Below are 15,769 nucleotides of genomic sequence, written 5' to 3' on the forward strand. Positions count from 1 at the left end.
TCTCGTTATCAACGCGGTATGAAAATAGATGATTTTTCGGGTTGATAACACGCGTGTGCGAAAGCACGCGCGCCACGGCCAACGGCCGTGAAGCCATTGAAAATAAAAGACAGGCAGGTGCCGGCGTTTCTTTCGATGGTGTTGAAAACAGCTGACGTCGTCAGCGGTGTTGGTGCCGGATTAATAATCGGAGAGCACGATGACTGCGCAATCCATCTGGGCGGCGATTGATGAGCGTCTGGCCGCCGGCCAGCGGCTCTGGATCGTCGCCGTCGTGGCCCATACTCGCGGTTCGCCAGGTACCACCGGCGCGGTCCTCTACGTGGCCGACAACGGCGATGTCGGCGGCACGATCGGCGGCGGGGGCATGGAGAAACGTCTGATCGCCGATGGCCATGCCGCGCTGGGCGCCCCGGCCTATGGGCCGCGCTGGCGTCGCGAGGTTCACCGCGCGGACGCCGGGGAAGTAGCCTCCGGACTGATCTGTGCCGGTGAGCAGTGCAACGTGATGTTCGTTGTCGAACCCGAGCGCGACGGCGCCGCCATCCGAGCCTTCGGCAGGGCGCTCGTGACCGGTGAAACCGGCGTGCTGACAATCACGACCGACGCGCCCGTCGTGTTCGTGGCCGGTGAGGCGACGCCGACCGGTGTCTGGCCGGCCACCGACCGGGCTTGCGCGCGGGTAACGATCTCATCGAGACAGACGCGTCGGCTCGTCGTTTTCGGCGGCGGACACTGTGGGCGGCAATTGGCGAGTCTGGCAACCGATATCGGTTATCACGTGACCGTCCATGATCGGCGCGGCGAGGTGTTGTCCGATGCAGGGTGGCCGGCCGGTGTCGCACGACGCCAGCTGCCGGAGACCGGTATCCCCGATATCGTCACACGGGATGCGACCGGGGCGTTCGCCGTGGTCATGAACGATAACGTGCTGGCGGATGTCGCGGTGCTGGCGGCCGTCGCGAATCTGCCGTGGCGCTGGCTCGGGGTGATGGGTAGCCGCCACAAGATCCATGTCATTCGCAGCAAACTCGGCGAGGCCAGCGTGGCCGACGAGACCATCGCCCGAATCGTCGGGCCGATCGGCCTGCCGATGAAAAGCGATACGCCGGCCGAAATCGCGGTCAGCGTGATGGGCCAGTTGCTCCAGATCGAAGGTCGGGCACGCTAGGGCCTGTTGATGTGTCGTGCGAGTCCGCGCCAAGCGCGCCCTGAAATTGACGATGGGCGGCAAGACGAGGCGCCGCAGGCATAGCGTGTCATTCTGCGCCAGCGGGCTACAATGCTGGATTGCCGTCGTGTTCTTGATTTTGGGGCGCTTGTCCCTTCGGGTTGGGCCGCCCATGAAAAATCGACGATGGGCGCCCGGCGGCGTTTCGAGTCTGGATCGTGGCACCCCACGATCGGCGACTCGCGCCTTGCCGGACACACGGCGGTCTCTCGATGAAAAGGCGCTCGAAAGAAACATCAACAGGCCCGGGCGCGTCGTCACGAGATAGACCGTCGCGGCGCCTGCGGCCAGGCCGCGGGCGCGCCTTGCCTGGCAACGTCGGCGGGCCAATGCGGCTGCTGATCTCCCGACGATACAACTGGGGCATATCGACGCCGGCGCGTCGGGATCGGGAACGGTGCCGACACGATGACCGGCGGCCATCGCCCGGCTCCGCTCAGGCGCCAGCCGGATCATCGTCACCGAACCGGCCGCGTATCGATAGCGGGCGGATCGGTCATGAGCGGCCGGTTGTCACACGATGCTCGAAGCGGTGAAAGTCCTGCTCGAGCTGCCATTGACTTCGTGCCTTGTCGCTGGCCTTGATGAAACGTCGACAGCGCGCATCCATCCGCTGCGCCTCGAGTGCTTGTGCACAGGCCGGTACGGCGCGCCGGGGTGCCTTGGGCTGCCACAGACTCGGGCCGGGAAGAAACGCATAGATCAGGCTGTTCCGCGAGAGCTGCTTCAGAGCGCGATAATCGAGGCCCTGTTCACGAACGGCGCGTTCGTACTCATGGGTGAGATCGATGCGTGAGACGCCGGGATCGTCGGTCGATAACACGACGGGTACGCCGGCGCGTCGATAGAGGTTCAACGGGTGTTCGGCGCCGGCCACACCGAGGATGACGTCGTTACTGGTGAGATTGATCTCGACCGCAACGGGCTGATTGCGCATACGGGCCAGCGTGGCCGCAGCGTCGTCTTCGCTGGCGATGTCCACGCCGTGGCCGATGCGATCGGCACCGGCGGCGAGAGCTGCGGCGATATGAAAGCGCAGGTCGGCCGGCGGCACGAGTCCCGGCGTCAGCTCGCCGGCATGCAGGCTCAGCGCGACGTCCGGATAGCGTCGATGGAAGAAGGCGAACATCGCCATGTGTTGACGATAATCGGCCCGGGCCGTCGGGTTGTCTTCGGGCGCGACGATGTTGACCGCCACCACGCGTGGATCGGCCGCAGCCAGAGCGAAGCCGAGTGCCATCTGCGCGAAGACCTTTTCGGGCGGTAACGTGCGCAACACATAGAACTGAAATCGATAGGCGACGTCGCAGGCCGGCTGTGCGTCGGGCGTGTCACAGCCGAGACGTTGATCGAGCCGGTCGATGTCGTCGTCGAACGCCTGTCGGGCCGCTGCCACGCGTTGCCCGATCCCGTCCTGGATATGGGCCAGGGCCTTGTCGTAGGCGCCCGTCTGCCAAGGCATATCGGTAACCAGCGGTGCCAGCGTGCCCAGCGCCGCCGGGTCCGTCATCGTTTCGATATAGCGCACGTGCTCGGCTGCAGCCTGCTGAAGCACCAGGGCGAGCATGTCGGTGCGATGGCGTGCGCTGATCGCAGCGAACCGGCCGAACGTGTCGAAGAACTGATCGTGGCCCGAATCGGCGCCGTCCCCGGGCACGAAATCGCGCATCGACATGGCATCGACGGTCTCGTTGTAGAAGGCCGGGGCACGCGAGGCCAGACCGCGCGCCGGTTCGTCCGTGTCGGCGTCGCAGGGCCCGGGATGCGCCCGGTGGTCGGCTTTGTCGATACAGGCCTGATCGGCATCCGCCCAGCGCAGCAGGTGCTCGGCATAGACAGCGCCATCGAGATGATGATGCAGATCCCCGCCCTTTGGCAGTGCGCGCAGAAATTGCCGCAGCTGCGGCGGCTGATCCACGAGATCGGCCATGGTCGCTGCGGTCGCGGCCGTATCGTCGGTATCGCCCGGTGGGTCGTCGATCGCGGCCTGGGCGCTGAGCGAGACACCGAGCAAAAGCCCGGCGAGTGCGGCGCGGCCGGACGGCTTAATCGGCATGGTCGGGCCCGGTGCGCTCGCCAGTGCCGGGCATCTGGTCGCGATAGGTCGGCCAGCCGTCGACGATTGCCGAAACGACCGGCGAGGCGACCCGGTAGGCCGATTCCACCGACAATGCCAGTCCCGAATAGCCCGACTGTTCGCTGGCCAGGCTTTCAGCGGGCGTCTGGCCGGCGTGCGGCACGGTGAAATTGCTCACCGTGCGCAGCACGAGTACGCGGTCGGCATCGACACGCCCGGCGGTATCCAGACGATGGAGTTCCAGCAGCGTCCCGGTATCCTCCATTGCCGAGGTCACGAATTCACCCTGACCGTCGGTCCAGTACTTGACCCAGCGGTTGGCCCAGTCGTTGAGCCGGTCGCCGTGCCAGAACGTCATCGCAGCCAGATTGTCGCCTTTCTGGACTCGCGGCGGGCGTCGGGCCGCTTTCTGCTGGAACTGGTCGCGATAGGCCGCGACATCGTCGGCATCCGGCAGTTTGACGTTTCGGGTCAGCGTATAGGCCCAGTCGGTCAGCCCGGCGTTCAGACGGAAACGCTGGACGGCGTTCAAGTCGCCCGGGATGGGCTTCTGGTATGGCTTGGTGCCCCACATCGGCAGGTAGCCGGTCGACCAGTTGTCGGGAATCTCTCGGGCATCGATTTCGTGGGCCAGATCGCCGTCGACGACGTAATCTGCCCAGACCGCCGACCCGAGCGACGTATCGGCGGGGTCGCCGCCGGAAATACCGGCCACCACCCAGTAGGCATGCGACAGATCCAGCCGCGGGTCGTAGCCGACGGCGGCGATCGTGGAGACGGCGTTGGCCGTGCCCACGCCCGTGACCACGCCCAGCACGCCGGTCTTGGGGTTGAGCCAGGCATCGTGATAGGCGCCGGGCAGACTCAAACGCTGTGTCAAGCCGGCGCGTTTCTTCCAGAGTTGAAATTCGCCGGCCGTATCGCCTTCATCCTCGCCGATCTCGAACATGGTGACGACCACGGCCTTGATCGGAATCGGTGATGCATCGTCATGCGCCGGGGCGGGGGCCGCCCACGTCCGGGTCGCCAGGAGCAGCAGGAGGCTGGCGGCCGCGATCAGGGCCGGGTGTATGCGGATGAAACGGATCAATGATTTCCCCTTTTGTTTTGATGAGCCGGCCGACATCGGTGCGTGTCGGCCGGTGGGTGTGGCAGCCGGCCGGCGCAGGCGACGTTGTCAGTAAATCCCGGCCCGCCGCGGGTGCGTCCGGCCGGTCAGGCTCGAAAGAGCCGTGGTCCGGCGGCGACAATTCAGTATTGTCGCCGCCGAGACAACGCCCGGGCGACGGACGTCTAGAAACGCATCTTGAACTGGGCCCCCCAGATCCGCGGGTCGTTCACGAAAGCGGTCAGATTGTTGAAGTCGATTGCCCCATTGGAACGAATCTCGTTGGTGCAGTTGCGACAAAAGGCAGCGACTTCGTATTTCTCGTTATCCCAGGTGTAGCCGAGGCGCACGCCCCCCTGAACGAGCGATTTCGCACGAAACTCCTTGGCTTCGTAGAGGAAGATGTTGAAATCGTCGCGGTAGGACCAGTCCGTGTACAGATAAATACCGCGCCCGTCGGACAGCGGCCAGTCGTAGCGCGCGCTGATGGTGCCGATGAACTTCGGGGCCCGCGGCAGCGGGTTGCCGTCCAGGGCGTACAGCCCGCTTCCGACGGACGGGTCGGTGACGGTGCAGGCGGCACCGCAACCGCTCGAGAACAGGTTGTTATCGTCGAGCTCGGTGTGGTTGTAGCTGCCGTTGAGCGTGATCATCAGACGCGATGTGAGAAAGGCGTCGACATCCAGCTCCGCGCCGTAGCCTTGCGTGGAATCGGCATTGAGCAGCCGCGTGATGTTGCGTTGCCCGCCGGTGGCGGTGAGCTGCTGGCCGTCGACATCGTAGTAATAGATATCGAAGTTGGTGCGAATGCGACGATCCCAGTATTCGGTCTTGGCACCCAGCTCGTAGGAAATGACGTCTTCGCTGCCGGCCTGGGTGATCGGCAGGTTGCTGTCCGGTCGGGCGAAGCTGCCGGCTCGAAAACCGGTCGCCACACGGGCATAGGTCATGACGTCGTCGGTCCAGTCGTAGGACAGGGTGGCATCCCAGCTGACCTTGCCCTCGCTGGTGTCGTCCTGCCGCGGTCCAATGATCGACAGATTGTCGATGCGCTTCACGGCGAACTTCTTGTCATTGTAGGTGTAGCGCACGCCTGCCTTGAACTGCAACCGGTCCGTGAAGTCGTAGGTCAGAGCACCGAACACCGCCCCGGACTGGGTCGTCTGCTCGTCGGTGATGCTGCTGACCTCGTCGCCGCCGGCCAGCGTGTCGTAGGTGAGGTTCGAGCCATCGACGTCTTCATAGAAGTAATAGAGTCCGCCCTGCCAGTTGAGAGGGCCGTCGTAGTCTGATTGCGCCCGGAATTCCTGTGTGATCTGGGCGAGATCGTTGATCCGCGAAGCGGTTTCCACCGAGAAAGGTGTATTGGTCGGATTGCCGCCGTCGATATCCCCGCGGCTGTAGTAGTTCAGCACCGACTCGTAGCCGGTGATGGAATACAGCGTGATGTCATGCCCGGTGTCGTAGCTGAGATGCAGATTGGTGCCGAAGGTCGACAGATCCTGGTCGTTACGCCCGTCGGTATCGGTTTTGTCGACATCGAAGCCGGGCCGCAGCGAATTGCTACCGGTGTTCAAGGCGTTGGCGTGGAAGACTCGGGCCGTGCCGTCCAGAATCCGGCCGTGGACGTTGGCCAGCGCACGGAAAGCACTGTTGGGTTTGTAGAGCAGTTGCACCCGGTAGGCACGGTCGTCGTAGCTGCCGAGCTGATCATCCTGGTCGGTATAGGTGTTGTCGATGAAGTCGTCCCGATGCTCCTCGAGTAGAGAGACCCGTAGCGCGAGGCTATCGCTGAGCACGGTGTTATGTGCCATCTCCACGTTGATGGTGTTGTAGCGTCCCCAGGAGGTCTTTAAATAGCCACTGCCGTCGTCGGTCAGGGACGGGGCCGCCGATTCGAGCTTGACGACGCCGGCCGGCGTGTTTCGGCCGTAAAGCGCGCCCTGTGGGCCGCGTAGCACTTCCACATTCGCCAGATCGTAGAGCGGGAAACTCTTCAGGACCGCGTTGTTGAGCTGGATATCGTCGTAGACCAGCCCGACGGGCTGCGAGGCGAAGATCGAGAAATCCGTATTGCCATAGCCGCGGATATAGAAACGCGGCAGCGTCCGTCCGTTCGAGGACTCCACGTAAAGGCTCGGCGTGTTGCCGGACAGCACGCGGATGTCCTGACCGCTCGTGTTGAGCGCTTCCATCTTTTCCCGCGGTATCACCGTGGCCGACGAGGCCACGTCCTGAACGTTGGCCGGTGCCCGGTCGGAAGTCACGGTGATCGCCGAGAGCGTCTGCGCCGGCGATGTGCTGCTCGCGGCTGTGCTCGCGGTGGCCGGCACCGCAGCGGCAGGCGCGGCGGCGGTCGGTGCAGACTCGGATGTGGCCGGCTCGGCCGGTGCGGCAGCGACAGGGGGCCTGTCGGTCTCTCGGTCTTCGTCGGCCCAGCTCGGTGGGCAGACCATCGTGGCCAGCAGACTCCCCGGAAAAACCCCCCAACGCCACAGTGGCTGGCGTGCCATTACTGTCTTCATGGTTCCCCCTGATAGTGCAGTCGTTCTGGATTGGTGCAATTAAGCGTTTTCGACTGTCAACAGGATTGACGCAATTTATGTTCCAGTTGGATTGCAGAGGCGGGCATGAGCAGTTGTATCAATCAAGCGATTACGAAATTGCTCGATCGTTTCGATTTTTGTGTACAGATATTGCTTGATATTAGTCACAGTTTATAAGTGACTAAATTGACCCGGGAGTCCTGATGAAAATCGAACACGTCGAATACGGTAAATGCGAGGTGAGCCTTTATCGCAGCTATGCCACGCCACTGCACGGTCTGCGCCCAATCCCGGAATCCGCGTTTACAGGGCGCGAGAATCGACTGTTCGCCGTGAATATTGCGGTGCATGTGCTGGGCCATCACGTCGAGGCGGCCTACACAGAAGGCGACAACTCAGCGGTCGTGGCGACGGATACGATGAAGAACTTCATCCTGTATCAGGCGCAGGTGTTCGCCGGCAGCACGCTCGAGGGATTGCTGCGTTTTATCGCTGAACAATTCCTGGCGACCTACGGTGATATGGCCGGCATCCATATTGCGGGCGATGAACAGCCGTTTCTGGCAGCGACAGTGCCCGATGCCGAGGGTGCGCTCATTCCCTCCGATCGCCTGTTCTCGCGAAGCCGCGGCGACCATGGCCATGCGCGGCTCACCGTCATGCGCGAAGACGACGGCCCGGCGTTGACCGACCACCAGTGCGGTCGCCGCGATCTGCAGCTGATCAAGCTGACCGGCAGCTCCTTCATGAATTTCCCACGCGATGCGCACACGACGCTACCTGAACGACAGGATCGGCCGTTGTTCATTCATCTGGACGTGTACTGGCGCTATCGCGACGGAGATGCCGTCTCGCGACAGAGCCCGGTCGATTACGTGGATGCGGCGCAGGTCCGCGATCTCGTGCAGGTTGTCTTTCACGAGTTCAACAGTCTGTCCATCCAGCATCTCGTGCACGAAATGGGGCAGCGAATCCTTGCCCGCTTCCCGCAACTGGCCTGGTTGCATTTCGAGGCCCAGAATCGGCTCTGGGACACGGCCTTCGAGGCCAATGCCGGGGCAACCGGCGCCGGTGAGGCCAAGGTGTATTGCGACCCGCGCCCGCCCTACGGCCACATATTGCTCACGGTCACGCCCTAGGCGTGCCGGCCGGGGTTGGTTTCGGCGTGTCGCTCGATGGCAACGTCGACAACGTCGGGCATGCCAGGTGTGATCACGGCGGGCGGGCGAGGGCGCCCGTCCGGTTGGCGGCCTGTGTTCTGTCATCAGGACATCAGCGCCGCGAGGCGCGCGTGCGCGATGCGATGAATCTCGGTTAACGCACGGGCGCGCTCGGTCGCGGCATCGTTTTCCAGACGGGCGCGCATCGCCACGAGGATGTCCTGTCGTGTCATGCCTTTCACGGCGATGATGAACGGAAAACCGAAGCGGTCGGTATAGGCTCGATTCAGAGTCTGCAGCTCGGCGTACTCGCTTGCGCTGCAATGAGCCAACCCGGCGTCGGCCTGTTCGGCCTGCGAGGCGGCACTGAGATGATCGGTCCGGCCGGCGCGGGCCCCCAGATCGGGATGGGCACGAATCAGGCGCATTTGTTCTTCATCGCTCGCCGCATCCACCGCGGCCGCCATGTGCGCGGCCAGACCGGCAAGTGTGTCGTCGGTGGTCGTGAGCCCGGCATCGAAGACCTGCTCGGCGACCCAGGGCGAATGTTCGTAGATGCTTGCGAAGCGATCGACGAAGACCACGCGGGACCACTGGCTCGGGGACGCGGCGGTTGCCGGGGCGGGTTCGTGCATGTCGCTCTCCAGGGCAGGGGTGGCATAGAAAATGTGTGCGGTTTTCATGCCAGACCGTATACAAGACCTGGGACAAGATGACACGAAAAACGCCGGCTAACGTGCCGAGGCGCTCGCCGATGATGCTCGGTCTGTCCGGTCTTCAGCACGTGCTCGTGATGTATGCCGCGTCGGTCGCCGTGGCGCTCATCATTGGTTATGCGTTGGCGCTGCCGCACGATGAACTGGCTTATCTGATCAACGCGGATCTGCTGTGCGCAGGGTTCGGCACGCTCATCCAGTCGGCGGGTGTGGCGTGTTTCGGCATTCGCATGCCGGTCATCATGGGCGCGAGTTTCGTCAGCGTCGGGCCGCTGGTGGCGATGGCTGACGGTGGCCAGATCGGCCTGCCCGGCATGTTCGGCGCCACTGCAGTCAGCGGGGTGTTCGCGATGCTGATCGTGCCGCTTTTTTCACGGTTGCTCGTGTTCTTTCCGCCACTCGTGACAGGGCTGGTGATCACCTCGATCGGGCTGTCGTTGTTGCCGGTGAGCATCCGATGGGTCGGCGGCGGGGCGCAGGCCGGTAATTTCGCCGCGCTCGGCCATCTGGTTCTGGCGGGCCTGGTATTCGTCATCATCTTGCTGATCAATCGCCTCGGGCGTGGTTTCTGGGTCAACATCTCCGTTCTGATTGGTCTGGCTTCGGGCTATGTCGCGGCTGCGGCGTTTGGCCTGGTCAATTGGCAGGGACTGGCCGAGCGGCCCTGGATCGAGGTCATCACGCCGTTTCATTTCGGCATGTGGACATTCCCACCGGCCGCCGTCGCCGCACTGTGCATTGTGATGATCGTCACGCTGGTCGAGTCGACCGGCATGTTCATGGCGCTTGGCGACATGGTCGATGCACCGGTCGATCGGCATCGCCTGAATCGCGGGCTGCTTGCCGACGGTCTGACGACGGCCTTCTCCGGGCTGTTCAACGGGTTCGTGCACACCTCGTTTGCCCAGAATGTTGGCCTGGTCGGCATGACAGGCGTCAGAAGCCGCTTCGTGACGGTCGTTTCCGGTGGCGTGCTGTTGGCGTTGAGCCTCTGTCCGAAGGCGGCCTTCGTCGTGGCTGCGGTGCCCAAGGCCGTGCTCGGCGGGGCGTCACTGATCATGTTCGGCATGATTGCAGCGGCTGGCCTGAACGTGATGTCCCAGGCCGATCTCTCGGCACGATCCAATCAGTTGGTCGTCGCGATCGCGCTGGCCTTCGGGCTGATGCCGCAGACGGTACCGGCGCTTTTCGCCGGTTGGCCGGACTGGGCCGCGCCCATCGTGCACAGTGGCATCATGCTGACGACAATCGCGGCGGTGTCGAGCAATCTGTTGCTCAACGGCCGACATCACACCCCGAAGCAAGAGTGCCGGCACGATGCGGCCGGCCACTGACAAAGCACAATGGCATGGGTTATCTCACGACGCACGTACTCGACACGGCCCGCGGCTGTCCGGCCGTCGGCCTTGGTATCCGGCTCGAACGGCTCGACGACGGCCGGGCCGAGTCTCTATCGACGATGGTGACCAATGACGATGGTCGCCTCGATTCGCCGCTGCTATCCGGGGCGGCGCATCGTGCGGGCACCTATCAGCTGATCTTCAGTGTGGGCGATTATCACGCCGCGATCGGCGACCCCAATGCGCGTCGGTTTCTCGACGTCGTGGTCGTGCGTTTCCGGATCCACGAGGCAGATGCACATTACCACGTGCCGCTGTTGTTATCGCCCTACGGTTACACGACCTATCGTGGCAGCTGAACGCGCCGGGCGCTGTTGCGGCACGGCCGGTACGGCGACCACGACAGGCGGTGCGCGTCCGGATCGGTACCCGGCCTACTCATAGCGGGCCAGTTCCAGCAGCAGGGCCGCGCGGCGCGACTCGGGCATGAAGGCATCACGGATACCGTTGGCCGCAACAGTACGACAGGTTTCGCGGTCCCAGTCGAAAGCTGCCACGCAGGCGGCGAAATTGTTGACCATGCCGCCGCCGAAGTAGGCCGGATCGTCCGAATTGATGTTCACGTTGAGCCCGGCCTCCAGCATCAACGGCAGATTGTGGTCCGCGAGATCGGCGACGCCCTTCAGGTACAGATTCGATAACGGGCAGACCGTCAGCGGTGTCTGGGTCGTGCGCAGGCGCTCGATCAGCGTGTCGTCCTCCATGGCGCGCACACCGTGATCGATACGACAGACATCGAGTGCATCGAGTGCACCGCGGACGTATTCCGGGCCCCCTTCCTCGCCGGCATGGGCGACGCGCGGCAGGCCGATGGCCCGCGCGCGCTCGAAGACGGCAGTGAATTTCTCTGGCGGATTGCCGACTTCCGCGCTGTCGAGCCCGATCGCCGACAGGTGATGGTGCCAGGGGGCCGCGGCCTTGAATGTGGTCATGGCGTCATCGGCATCGCGATCCCGCATGAAGCTCATGATCAGGGCGCTGCTGACATCCAGGCGCGCGGCCGCGTCCTGTCTGGCCTGACGTAGCCCCTCGAATACATCGGCCAGCGCCACGCCGCGGCTGACATGCGCCTGCGGGTCGAAAGACAGATCGACATGCCGGACGCCGTCGGCGGCAGCGCGCTCGAAATAGGCCATGGCCAGATCATAGAAATCGGCGCGGGTGAGCAGAACGTTCATACCCTGGTAATAGAGGGCGAGGAACGATGAGAGATCGTCGAATTCGTAAGCCGCCTGCAGTGCCTCGGCGTCGTCGTAGGGCAGCGTCACACCGTTTCGTGTCGCGAGTGCGAACTGTTGATGCGGCGTGAGTGTGCCTTCGATATGCAGATGCAGCTCGGCCTTCGGCAGGCCGGTCAGCCAGTCGTTCATGCAGCGAATCCTGATCTTTGGGCTGTATGCACGGATGCGGCCGACCCGTTTCGGCGCCGGGGCCATCAGACCGTGCGGGTTTATGGTGCAAAAGCCTAGCAAAGGCTCGATCATGGGGTATGAACCGGGTGCATCGAATATGCCGGTACGCACGTACTGTCTTATGCGCGGTCCCCGGATATTCGATAATGGAACGCAGGGCACCGACCCGGGACATGTGTTATGGCCACGATCCTTCCCTTCCAGCGCTATGCATTCGGTCCGGCCGAAGTCGATGCGCTCCAGGCCGCGCTGGCGGACCATTGTTTTCCGGGCGGCTGGCGCGGCTGGAACGGGGCCCTGTCCAACACCGGGGAGTGCGAAGAGCTGGAGGTCGTCAATCCGAATGACTGGGAACCGCTGACACTCCTGCGCACGCATACGGGCCACTATCTCGCCCGCGATGCCGACGGTATCGAGGTCGCGCGCGCCGAGACGTTCCGTGAATTGCTGAGCGCGCTGGAGATCACGCCGTCGTAGATTGTGCGCCTGCCGGTGTGTCCGGTCGAACACCACGGTTGCTTGGATACGCCGCCGGCGTTGATCGAACCGGGCATATCCGTTCGTGAAGGACACGCGCGCATTGCGGCCATAAAAAAACCCGGCCTGCTTGCCGCGGGCCGGGCTTTTCCTTGTCTTGGTGCCCAGGAGAGGACTTGAACCTCCACGACCGTTAGGTCACTAGCACCTGAAGCTAGCGCGTCTACCAATTCCGCCACCTGGGCTGCGGAAGCCGCGTAATTTAGACATCGATTCGCGGCTTGTCAATTACCGCTTGAGCGATTTTTCCATTCCGGTATCGTAACGCCCCATGGAGCAGGATCTTGATTAAGCAACAGGACGATCGCGCAGCCGACTGGCGCGATCGAGACCCCAACTACAGCGCCGAGCAGGGCAGTTACGACGAGCCCGTGCCGAGCCGTCAGCTCGTGCTGGACGATCTGGCCGCCGAAGGCCGGCCGATGACGCAGGACGAGCTGGTCGAATACTACGCGCTGGTCGATGACGCAGCCGAAGCGTTCGCGCATCGGCTACGCGCGATGCTGCGCGACGGCCAGCTGCTCGAGAATCGTCGCGGCGCGCTCGGCCCGATCGACAAGATGGATCTCGTGCGCGGACGCGTGCAGGGCCATCGCGACGGCTTCGGTTTTCTTCTGCCCGAAGACACCGACGGCGATGATGTCTTTCTCGCACCGCGCCAGATGCGCCAGGTGATGCACGGCGACAAGGTGGTCGTTCACGTGACCGGTCGTGATCAGCGCGGGCGGCGCGAAGGACGCATCGTCGAAGTGCTGGAGCGCGTCAACGACACCATCGTCGGGCGTTTCGTCGAAGAACACGGCGTGTATTTCGTCGTGCCGGACAACGCACGCATTCCGCACGAGATCCGCATCGCCGAAAGCGCGCGCGGCGGTGCGGCGCACAACGACGTCGTGACCGTGAAGCTGACCGAGGCGCCGTCGAAACGGGCCCAGGCCGTCGGTGAGGTGATCGAAGTGCTGGGCGATCGCATGGCGCCCGGCATGGAAATCGAGGTTGCGATCCGGTCGCACGGCATTCCGCACGAATTTCCCTCCGAAGTCATCGCAGAGGCCAAGCAGTGCGGCGACGAAGTGGCCGAGGCCGACAAGGCCGATCGCGTCGACCTGCGCGACCTGCCGCTTGTGACTATCGACGGCGCCGACGCGCGTGACTTCGATGATGCGGTCTATGCGCGCGAGACGCCGCGCGGTTTCAAGCTCTGGGTGGCCATCGCCGATGTCTCGCACTATGTGACCAAGGACGCACCGCTCGATACCGAGGCACAGCGGCGTGCGACGTCGGTGTATTTCCCGGATCACGTCGTGCCGATGCTGCCGGAGGCCCTGTCCAACGGGCTGTGTTCACTGAACCCGGAAGTCGATCGCCTGAGCCTCGTCTGCGAGATGCGTCTCGACAAGTCGGGCGTGATCCAGGCCTCGAAATTCTATTCCGCGGTGATCCGCTCGCACGCGCGCCTGCTGTATGAGCAGGTCGCCGACTGGCTGGAAAACCCCGACAACCTGCCCAGCCGGTACGCCGCGCTGAAAAAGCCGCTCGACGATCTGCATGCGCTCTACAAGGCGATGCTCGATCAACGACGCGATCGCGGCGCGATCGAGTTCGAGACCCAGGCCACGCGCATCGTGTTCAACGAGGATCGCAAGATCGCGCGCATCGTGCCGACCGAGCGCAACGTCGCGCACAAGATCATCGAGGAATGCATGATCGCGGCCAACGTCGCGACTGCGAAATATCTGTCCAAGCGACGCATGCCGCTGCTTTATCGCGTGCACGCCACGCCGGCAGCGGACGCCCTGGCGGATCTGCGCACCTTCCTCGGCGAGCGCGGTCTGCACCTGGGCGGCGGCGACGATCCGGAAGCGGCCGATTACGCCAGGCTTCTGGCCGAGGCGGCCAAGCGGCCCGACGCGCATCTGGTCCAGACCGTCATGCTGCGCAGCATGCAGCGGGCCGTCTACTCACCGCACAACGATGGCCACTTCGGGCTGGCGCTGGCCGACTACACACACTTCACCTCGCCGATTCGTCGATACCCGGATCTGTTGGTCCATCGCGCGATCAAGCATCTCGAGGCCAAGGGCAGGCCGGCGACCTTCGATTACGACAACGCAGCGATGGAGGGTCTGGGCCAGATCTGCTCGGAAGCCGAGCAGCGGGCCGACGACGCCACGCGTGATGTCGACGACTTCCTCAAGTGCGAGTACATGCAGGACTCGCTGGGGCAGGTCTTCTACGGCACCGTCACCGGGGTGACCGGTTTCGGCCTGTTCGTCGAACTCGAAGGCATCTTCGCCACCGGTCTGGTGCATGTCTCCAGTCTGTCGAGTGATTTCTACCATTTCGATGCCCAGGCACGTTGCCTGCGCGGCGAGCATTCGGGCCGGGTCTATCGGCTGGCCGACAAGATGCGAGTACGCGTGGCGCGTGTCGATCTCGATGAGCGCAAGATCGACTTCGAGCCGGTCGAGGGCGATGCCGGGGCATCGAAATCGAAGAAAACGAACAAGTCCGGCGGCGGCCCGAAGAAGAAATCGGGCGGCAACAAAAACGGAAACAAGCGGTCCAACGGCGGCAAGCGCCGGAAGAAGAACTCTTCCTGATACCCGCAAGTCATCGAGAGGCCTGATATGACGATAACTGTTCGACGCCGACCGGCTGCCGCCGTCGCTCTCATGCTCGCCGTCACGCTGGCGGTGACCGCCTGCGCGGGCGATCCGAACCGCCGCGCCAAGATCGGCGGCGGCATCGGTACGGCCGTCGGTGGTCTGATCGGTTCCGCGCTGGGTGATCACTCGACCACCAACAGTGCCATCGGTATGGCCGTCGGTGCGCTCGCCGGTGCGGGGGTCGGTCATTACATGGATCGCCAGCAGCAGGAGCTCAACGCCAAGCTGGCCGAACAGCAGGCCGCGGACCAGCTGAGCATTCGACGGATCGGCAACGATGCGCTCGAAGTCGGCATCGCCAGCGATGCCTCGTTCGGCGTCGATAGTGCCAGCCTGAGCCCGAACGCCCAGAACACGTTCAATACGATCGCCAACGTGCTCAAGGACTACGACAAGACAGCCACTCATGTCGTTGGTTTCACCGACAGTACGGGCAGTGCGCAGCACAACCTGTCGTTGTCGCAGTCGCGCGCCCAGTCCGTGGCGCAGTTCTTGAACTCGCGCGGTGTGAATTCGCAACGCGTTCTGACCTGGGCGCGGGGACAGACCGAGCCGGTGGCCAGCAATGCCACCGCCGCCGGTCGGGCCCAGAACCGGCGCGTCGCGATCGTGATCAAGCCGATCGTGCAGGGCCAGGAGAAGCAGGCCTTCAGCGCGCCGCCCAATCTCGGCAACCCGCAGTTCGAGAATCAGAGCGGCAGCTGAGACGGTCTGAGGCGATCTGATTTCCGTGTATCTATAGTCGCCGCGGCGCAGCCGTGTGGTGATGCCGGTACCTGGGCACGACCGGATTTGGCCTGGGCGCTCGAGATTCCGGCGACCGTTTGTGTAAATCAGGTGTTGTGCGTCTCTACTGATCGGCCGTCGTGCGGTGCACGGCGGCCTGTTTTCATCCATTTTCGCGCAGGGCGTC

The 15,769-nt window shown here is 63.7% G+C and carries 12 protein-coding genes and 1 tRNA gene; 7 read left to right on the forward strand and 6 right to left on the reverse strand.

The features are described 5' to 3' along the window. Positions 1–199 precede the first annotated feature (199 nt). Entirely contained in the window at positions 200–1,171 is a 972-nt protein-coding gene (locus D3260_RS07005; protein ID WP_120097860.1) for an XdhC family protein, read from the forward strand. A gap of 556 nt (positions 1,172–1,727) precedes the next feature. Here the strand turns inward: D3260_RS07005 and D3260_RS07010 are convergent. The 3 genes from D3260_RS07010 to D3260_RS07020 form a co-directional block, all read right to left on the reverse strand. Continuing rightward, on the reverse strand, positions 1,728–3,287 hold the full coding sequence (locus D3260_RS07010; RefSeq protein ID WP_199671395.1) for a hypothetical protein: 1,560 nt from the start codon (positions 3,285–3,287) through the stop codon (positions 1,728–1,730). Then, positions 3,277–4,398 (reverse strand): purine nucleoside permease, encoded by a 1,122-nt coding sequence (locus D3260_RS07015; RefSeq protein WP_199671396.1) that lies wholly within the window; start codon positions 4,396–4,398, stop codon positions 3,277–3,279. Before D3260_RS07015 ends, D3260_RS07010 begins: the two co-directional genes overlap by 11 nt. Before the next feature lie 203 nt (positions 4,399–4,601). After that, positions 4,602–6,941, reverse strand: coding sequence for a TonB-dependent receptor (locus D3260_RS07020; RefSeq protein WP_199671397.1), 2,340 nt, complete (start codon positions 6,939–6,941; stop codon positions 4,602–4,604). 224 nt (positions 6,942–7,165) lie between these two features. On the opposite strand from D3260_RS07020, the gene pucL reads away from it, so the two are divergent. Next, complete coding sequence (gene pucL, locus D3260_RS07025; protein WP_120097862.1) at positions 7,166–8,101, forward strand: factor-independent urate hydroxylase; 936 nt, start codon at positions 7,166–7,168, stop codon at positions 8,099–8,101. A 125-nt stretch (positions 8,102–8,226) separates the two neighbouring features. On the opposite strand, the gene uraD is transcribed toward pucL, so the two are convergent. Beyond that, entirely contained in the window at positions 8,227–8,805 is a 579-nt protein-coding gene (gene uraD / locus D3260_RS07030; RefSeq protein ID WP_199671398.1) for a 2-oxo-4-hydroxy-4-carboxy-5-ureidoimidazoline decarboxylase, read from the reverse strand. A gap of 29 nt (positions 8,806–8,834) precedes the next feature. Between uraD and D3260_RS07035 the strand changes: the two genes are divergently transcribed. Then, a complete protein-coding gene (locus tag D3260_RS07035) occupies positions 8,835–10,172 on the forward strand; it encodes a nucleobase:cation symporter-2 family protein (protein ID WP_120097863.1) in 1,338 nt (445 codons plus the stop codon). 14 nt (positions 10,173–10,186) lie between these two features. Next, entirely contained in the window at positions 10,187–10,537 is a 351-nt protein-coding gene (gene uraH / locus D3260_RS07040; protein ID WP_120097864.1) for a hydroxyisourate hydrolase, read from the forward strand. Positions 10,538–10,612: 75 nt separating this feature from the next. Here the strand turns inward: uraH and D3260_RS07045 are convergent, their stop codons facing one another. Next, the gene (locus D3260_RS07045) at positions 10,613–11,608 is read right to left on the reverse strand and encodes an adenosine deaminase (protein WP_120097865.1); all 996 of its coding nucleotides are present in this window, start codon (positions 11,606–11,608) and stop codon (positions 10,613–10,615) included. 222 nt (positions 11,609–11,830) lie between these two features. Here D3260_RS07045 and D3260_RS07050 point away from each other — a divergent pair, with 222 nt between their 5' ends. Continuing rightward, positions 11,831–12,127, forward strand: coding sequence for a hypothetical protein (locus tag D3260_RS07050; protein ID WP_120097866.1), 297 nt, complete (start codon positions 11,831–11,833; stop codon positions 12,125–12,127). Between the two features lie 158 nt (positions 12,128–12,285). Here the strand turns inward: D3260_RS07050 and D3260_RS07055 are convergent. Continuing rightward, positions 12,286–12,372: transfer RNA gene (locus D3260_RS07055), tRNA-Leu, on the reverse strand. Between the two features lie 99 nt (positions 12,373–12,471). Between D3260_RS07055 and rnr the strand changes: the two genes are divergently transcribed. Together rnr and D3260_RS07065 are read left to right on the forward strand one after the other, a co-directional pair. Next, a complete protein-coding gene (gene rnr / locus D3260_RS07060; protein ID WP_233543997.1) occupies positions 12,472–14,790 on the forward strand; it encodes a ribonuclease R in 2,319 nt (772 codons plus the stop codon). A gap of 27 nt (positions 14,791–14,817) precedes the next feature. Continuing rightward, positions 14,818–15,561 (forward strand): OmpA family protein, encoded by a 744-nt coding sequence (locus D3260_RS07065; RefSeq protein WP_199671400.1) that lies wholly within the window; start codon positions 14,818–14,820, stop codon positions 15,559–15,561. The last annotated feature ends 208 nt before the right edge of the window (positions 15,562–15,769 follow it).

This window comes from Salinisphaera sp. Q1T1-3 (assembly GCF_003602005.1).
Taxonomy (GTDB): domain Bacteria; phylum Pseudomonadota; class Gammaproteobacteria; order Nevskiales; family Salinisphaeraceae; genus Salinisphaera.

Bases quoted from the DNA above. Each gene is read 5' to 3' on its own strand.
- uraH (WP_120097864.1), top strand. From the start codon at position 10,187: ATGGGTTATCTCACGACGCACGTACTCGACACGGCCCGCGGCTGTCCG.
- D3260_RS07065 (WP_199671400.1), top strand. From the start codon at position 14,818: ATGACGATAACTGTTCGACGCCGACCGGCTGCCGCCGTCGCTCTCATG.
- D3260_RS07045 (WP_120097865.1), bottom strand. From the start codon at position 11,608: ATGAACGACTGGCTGACCGGCCTGCCGAAGGCCGAGCTGCATCTGCAT.
- D3260_RS07005 (WP_120097860.1), top strand. From the start codon at position 200: ATGACTGCGCAATCCATCTGGGCGGCGATTGATGAGCGTCTGGCCGCC.
- D3260_RS07050 (WP_120097866.1), top strand. From the start codon at position 11,831: ATGGCCACGATCCTTCCCTTCCAGCGCTATGCATTCGGTCCGGCCGAA.
- pucL (WP_120097862.1), top strand. From the start codon at position 7,166: ATGAAAATCGAACACGTCGAATACGGTAAATGCGAGGTGAGCCTTTAT.
- D3260_RS07035 (WP_120097863.1), top strand. From the start codon at position 8,835: ATGACACGAAAAACGCCGGCTAACGTGCCGAGGCGCTCGCCGATGATG.
- uraD (WP_199671398.1), bottom strand. From the start codon at position 8,805: ATGAAAACCGCACACATTTTCTATGCCACCCCTGCCCTGGAGAGCGAC.
- D3260_RS07010 (WP_199671395.1), bottom strand. From the start codon at position 3,287: ATGCCGATTAAGCCGTCCGGCCGCGCCGCACTCGCCGGGCTTTTGCTC.
- D3260_RS07020 (WP_199671397.1), bottom strand. From the start codon at position 6,941: ATGAAGACAGTAATGGCACGCCAGCCACTGTGGCGTTGGGGGGTTTTT.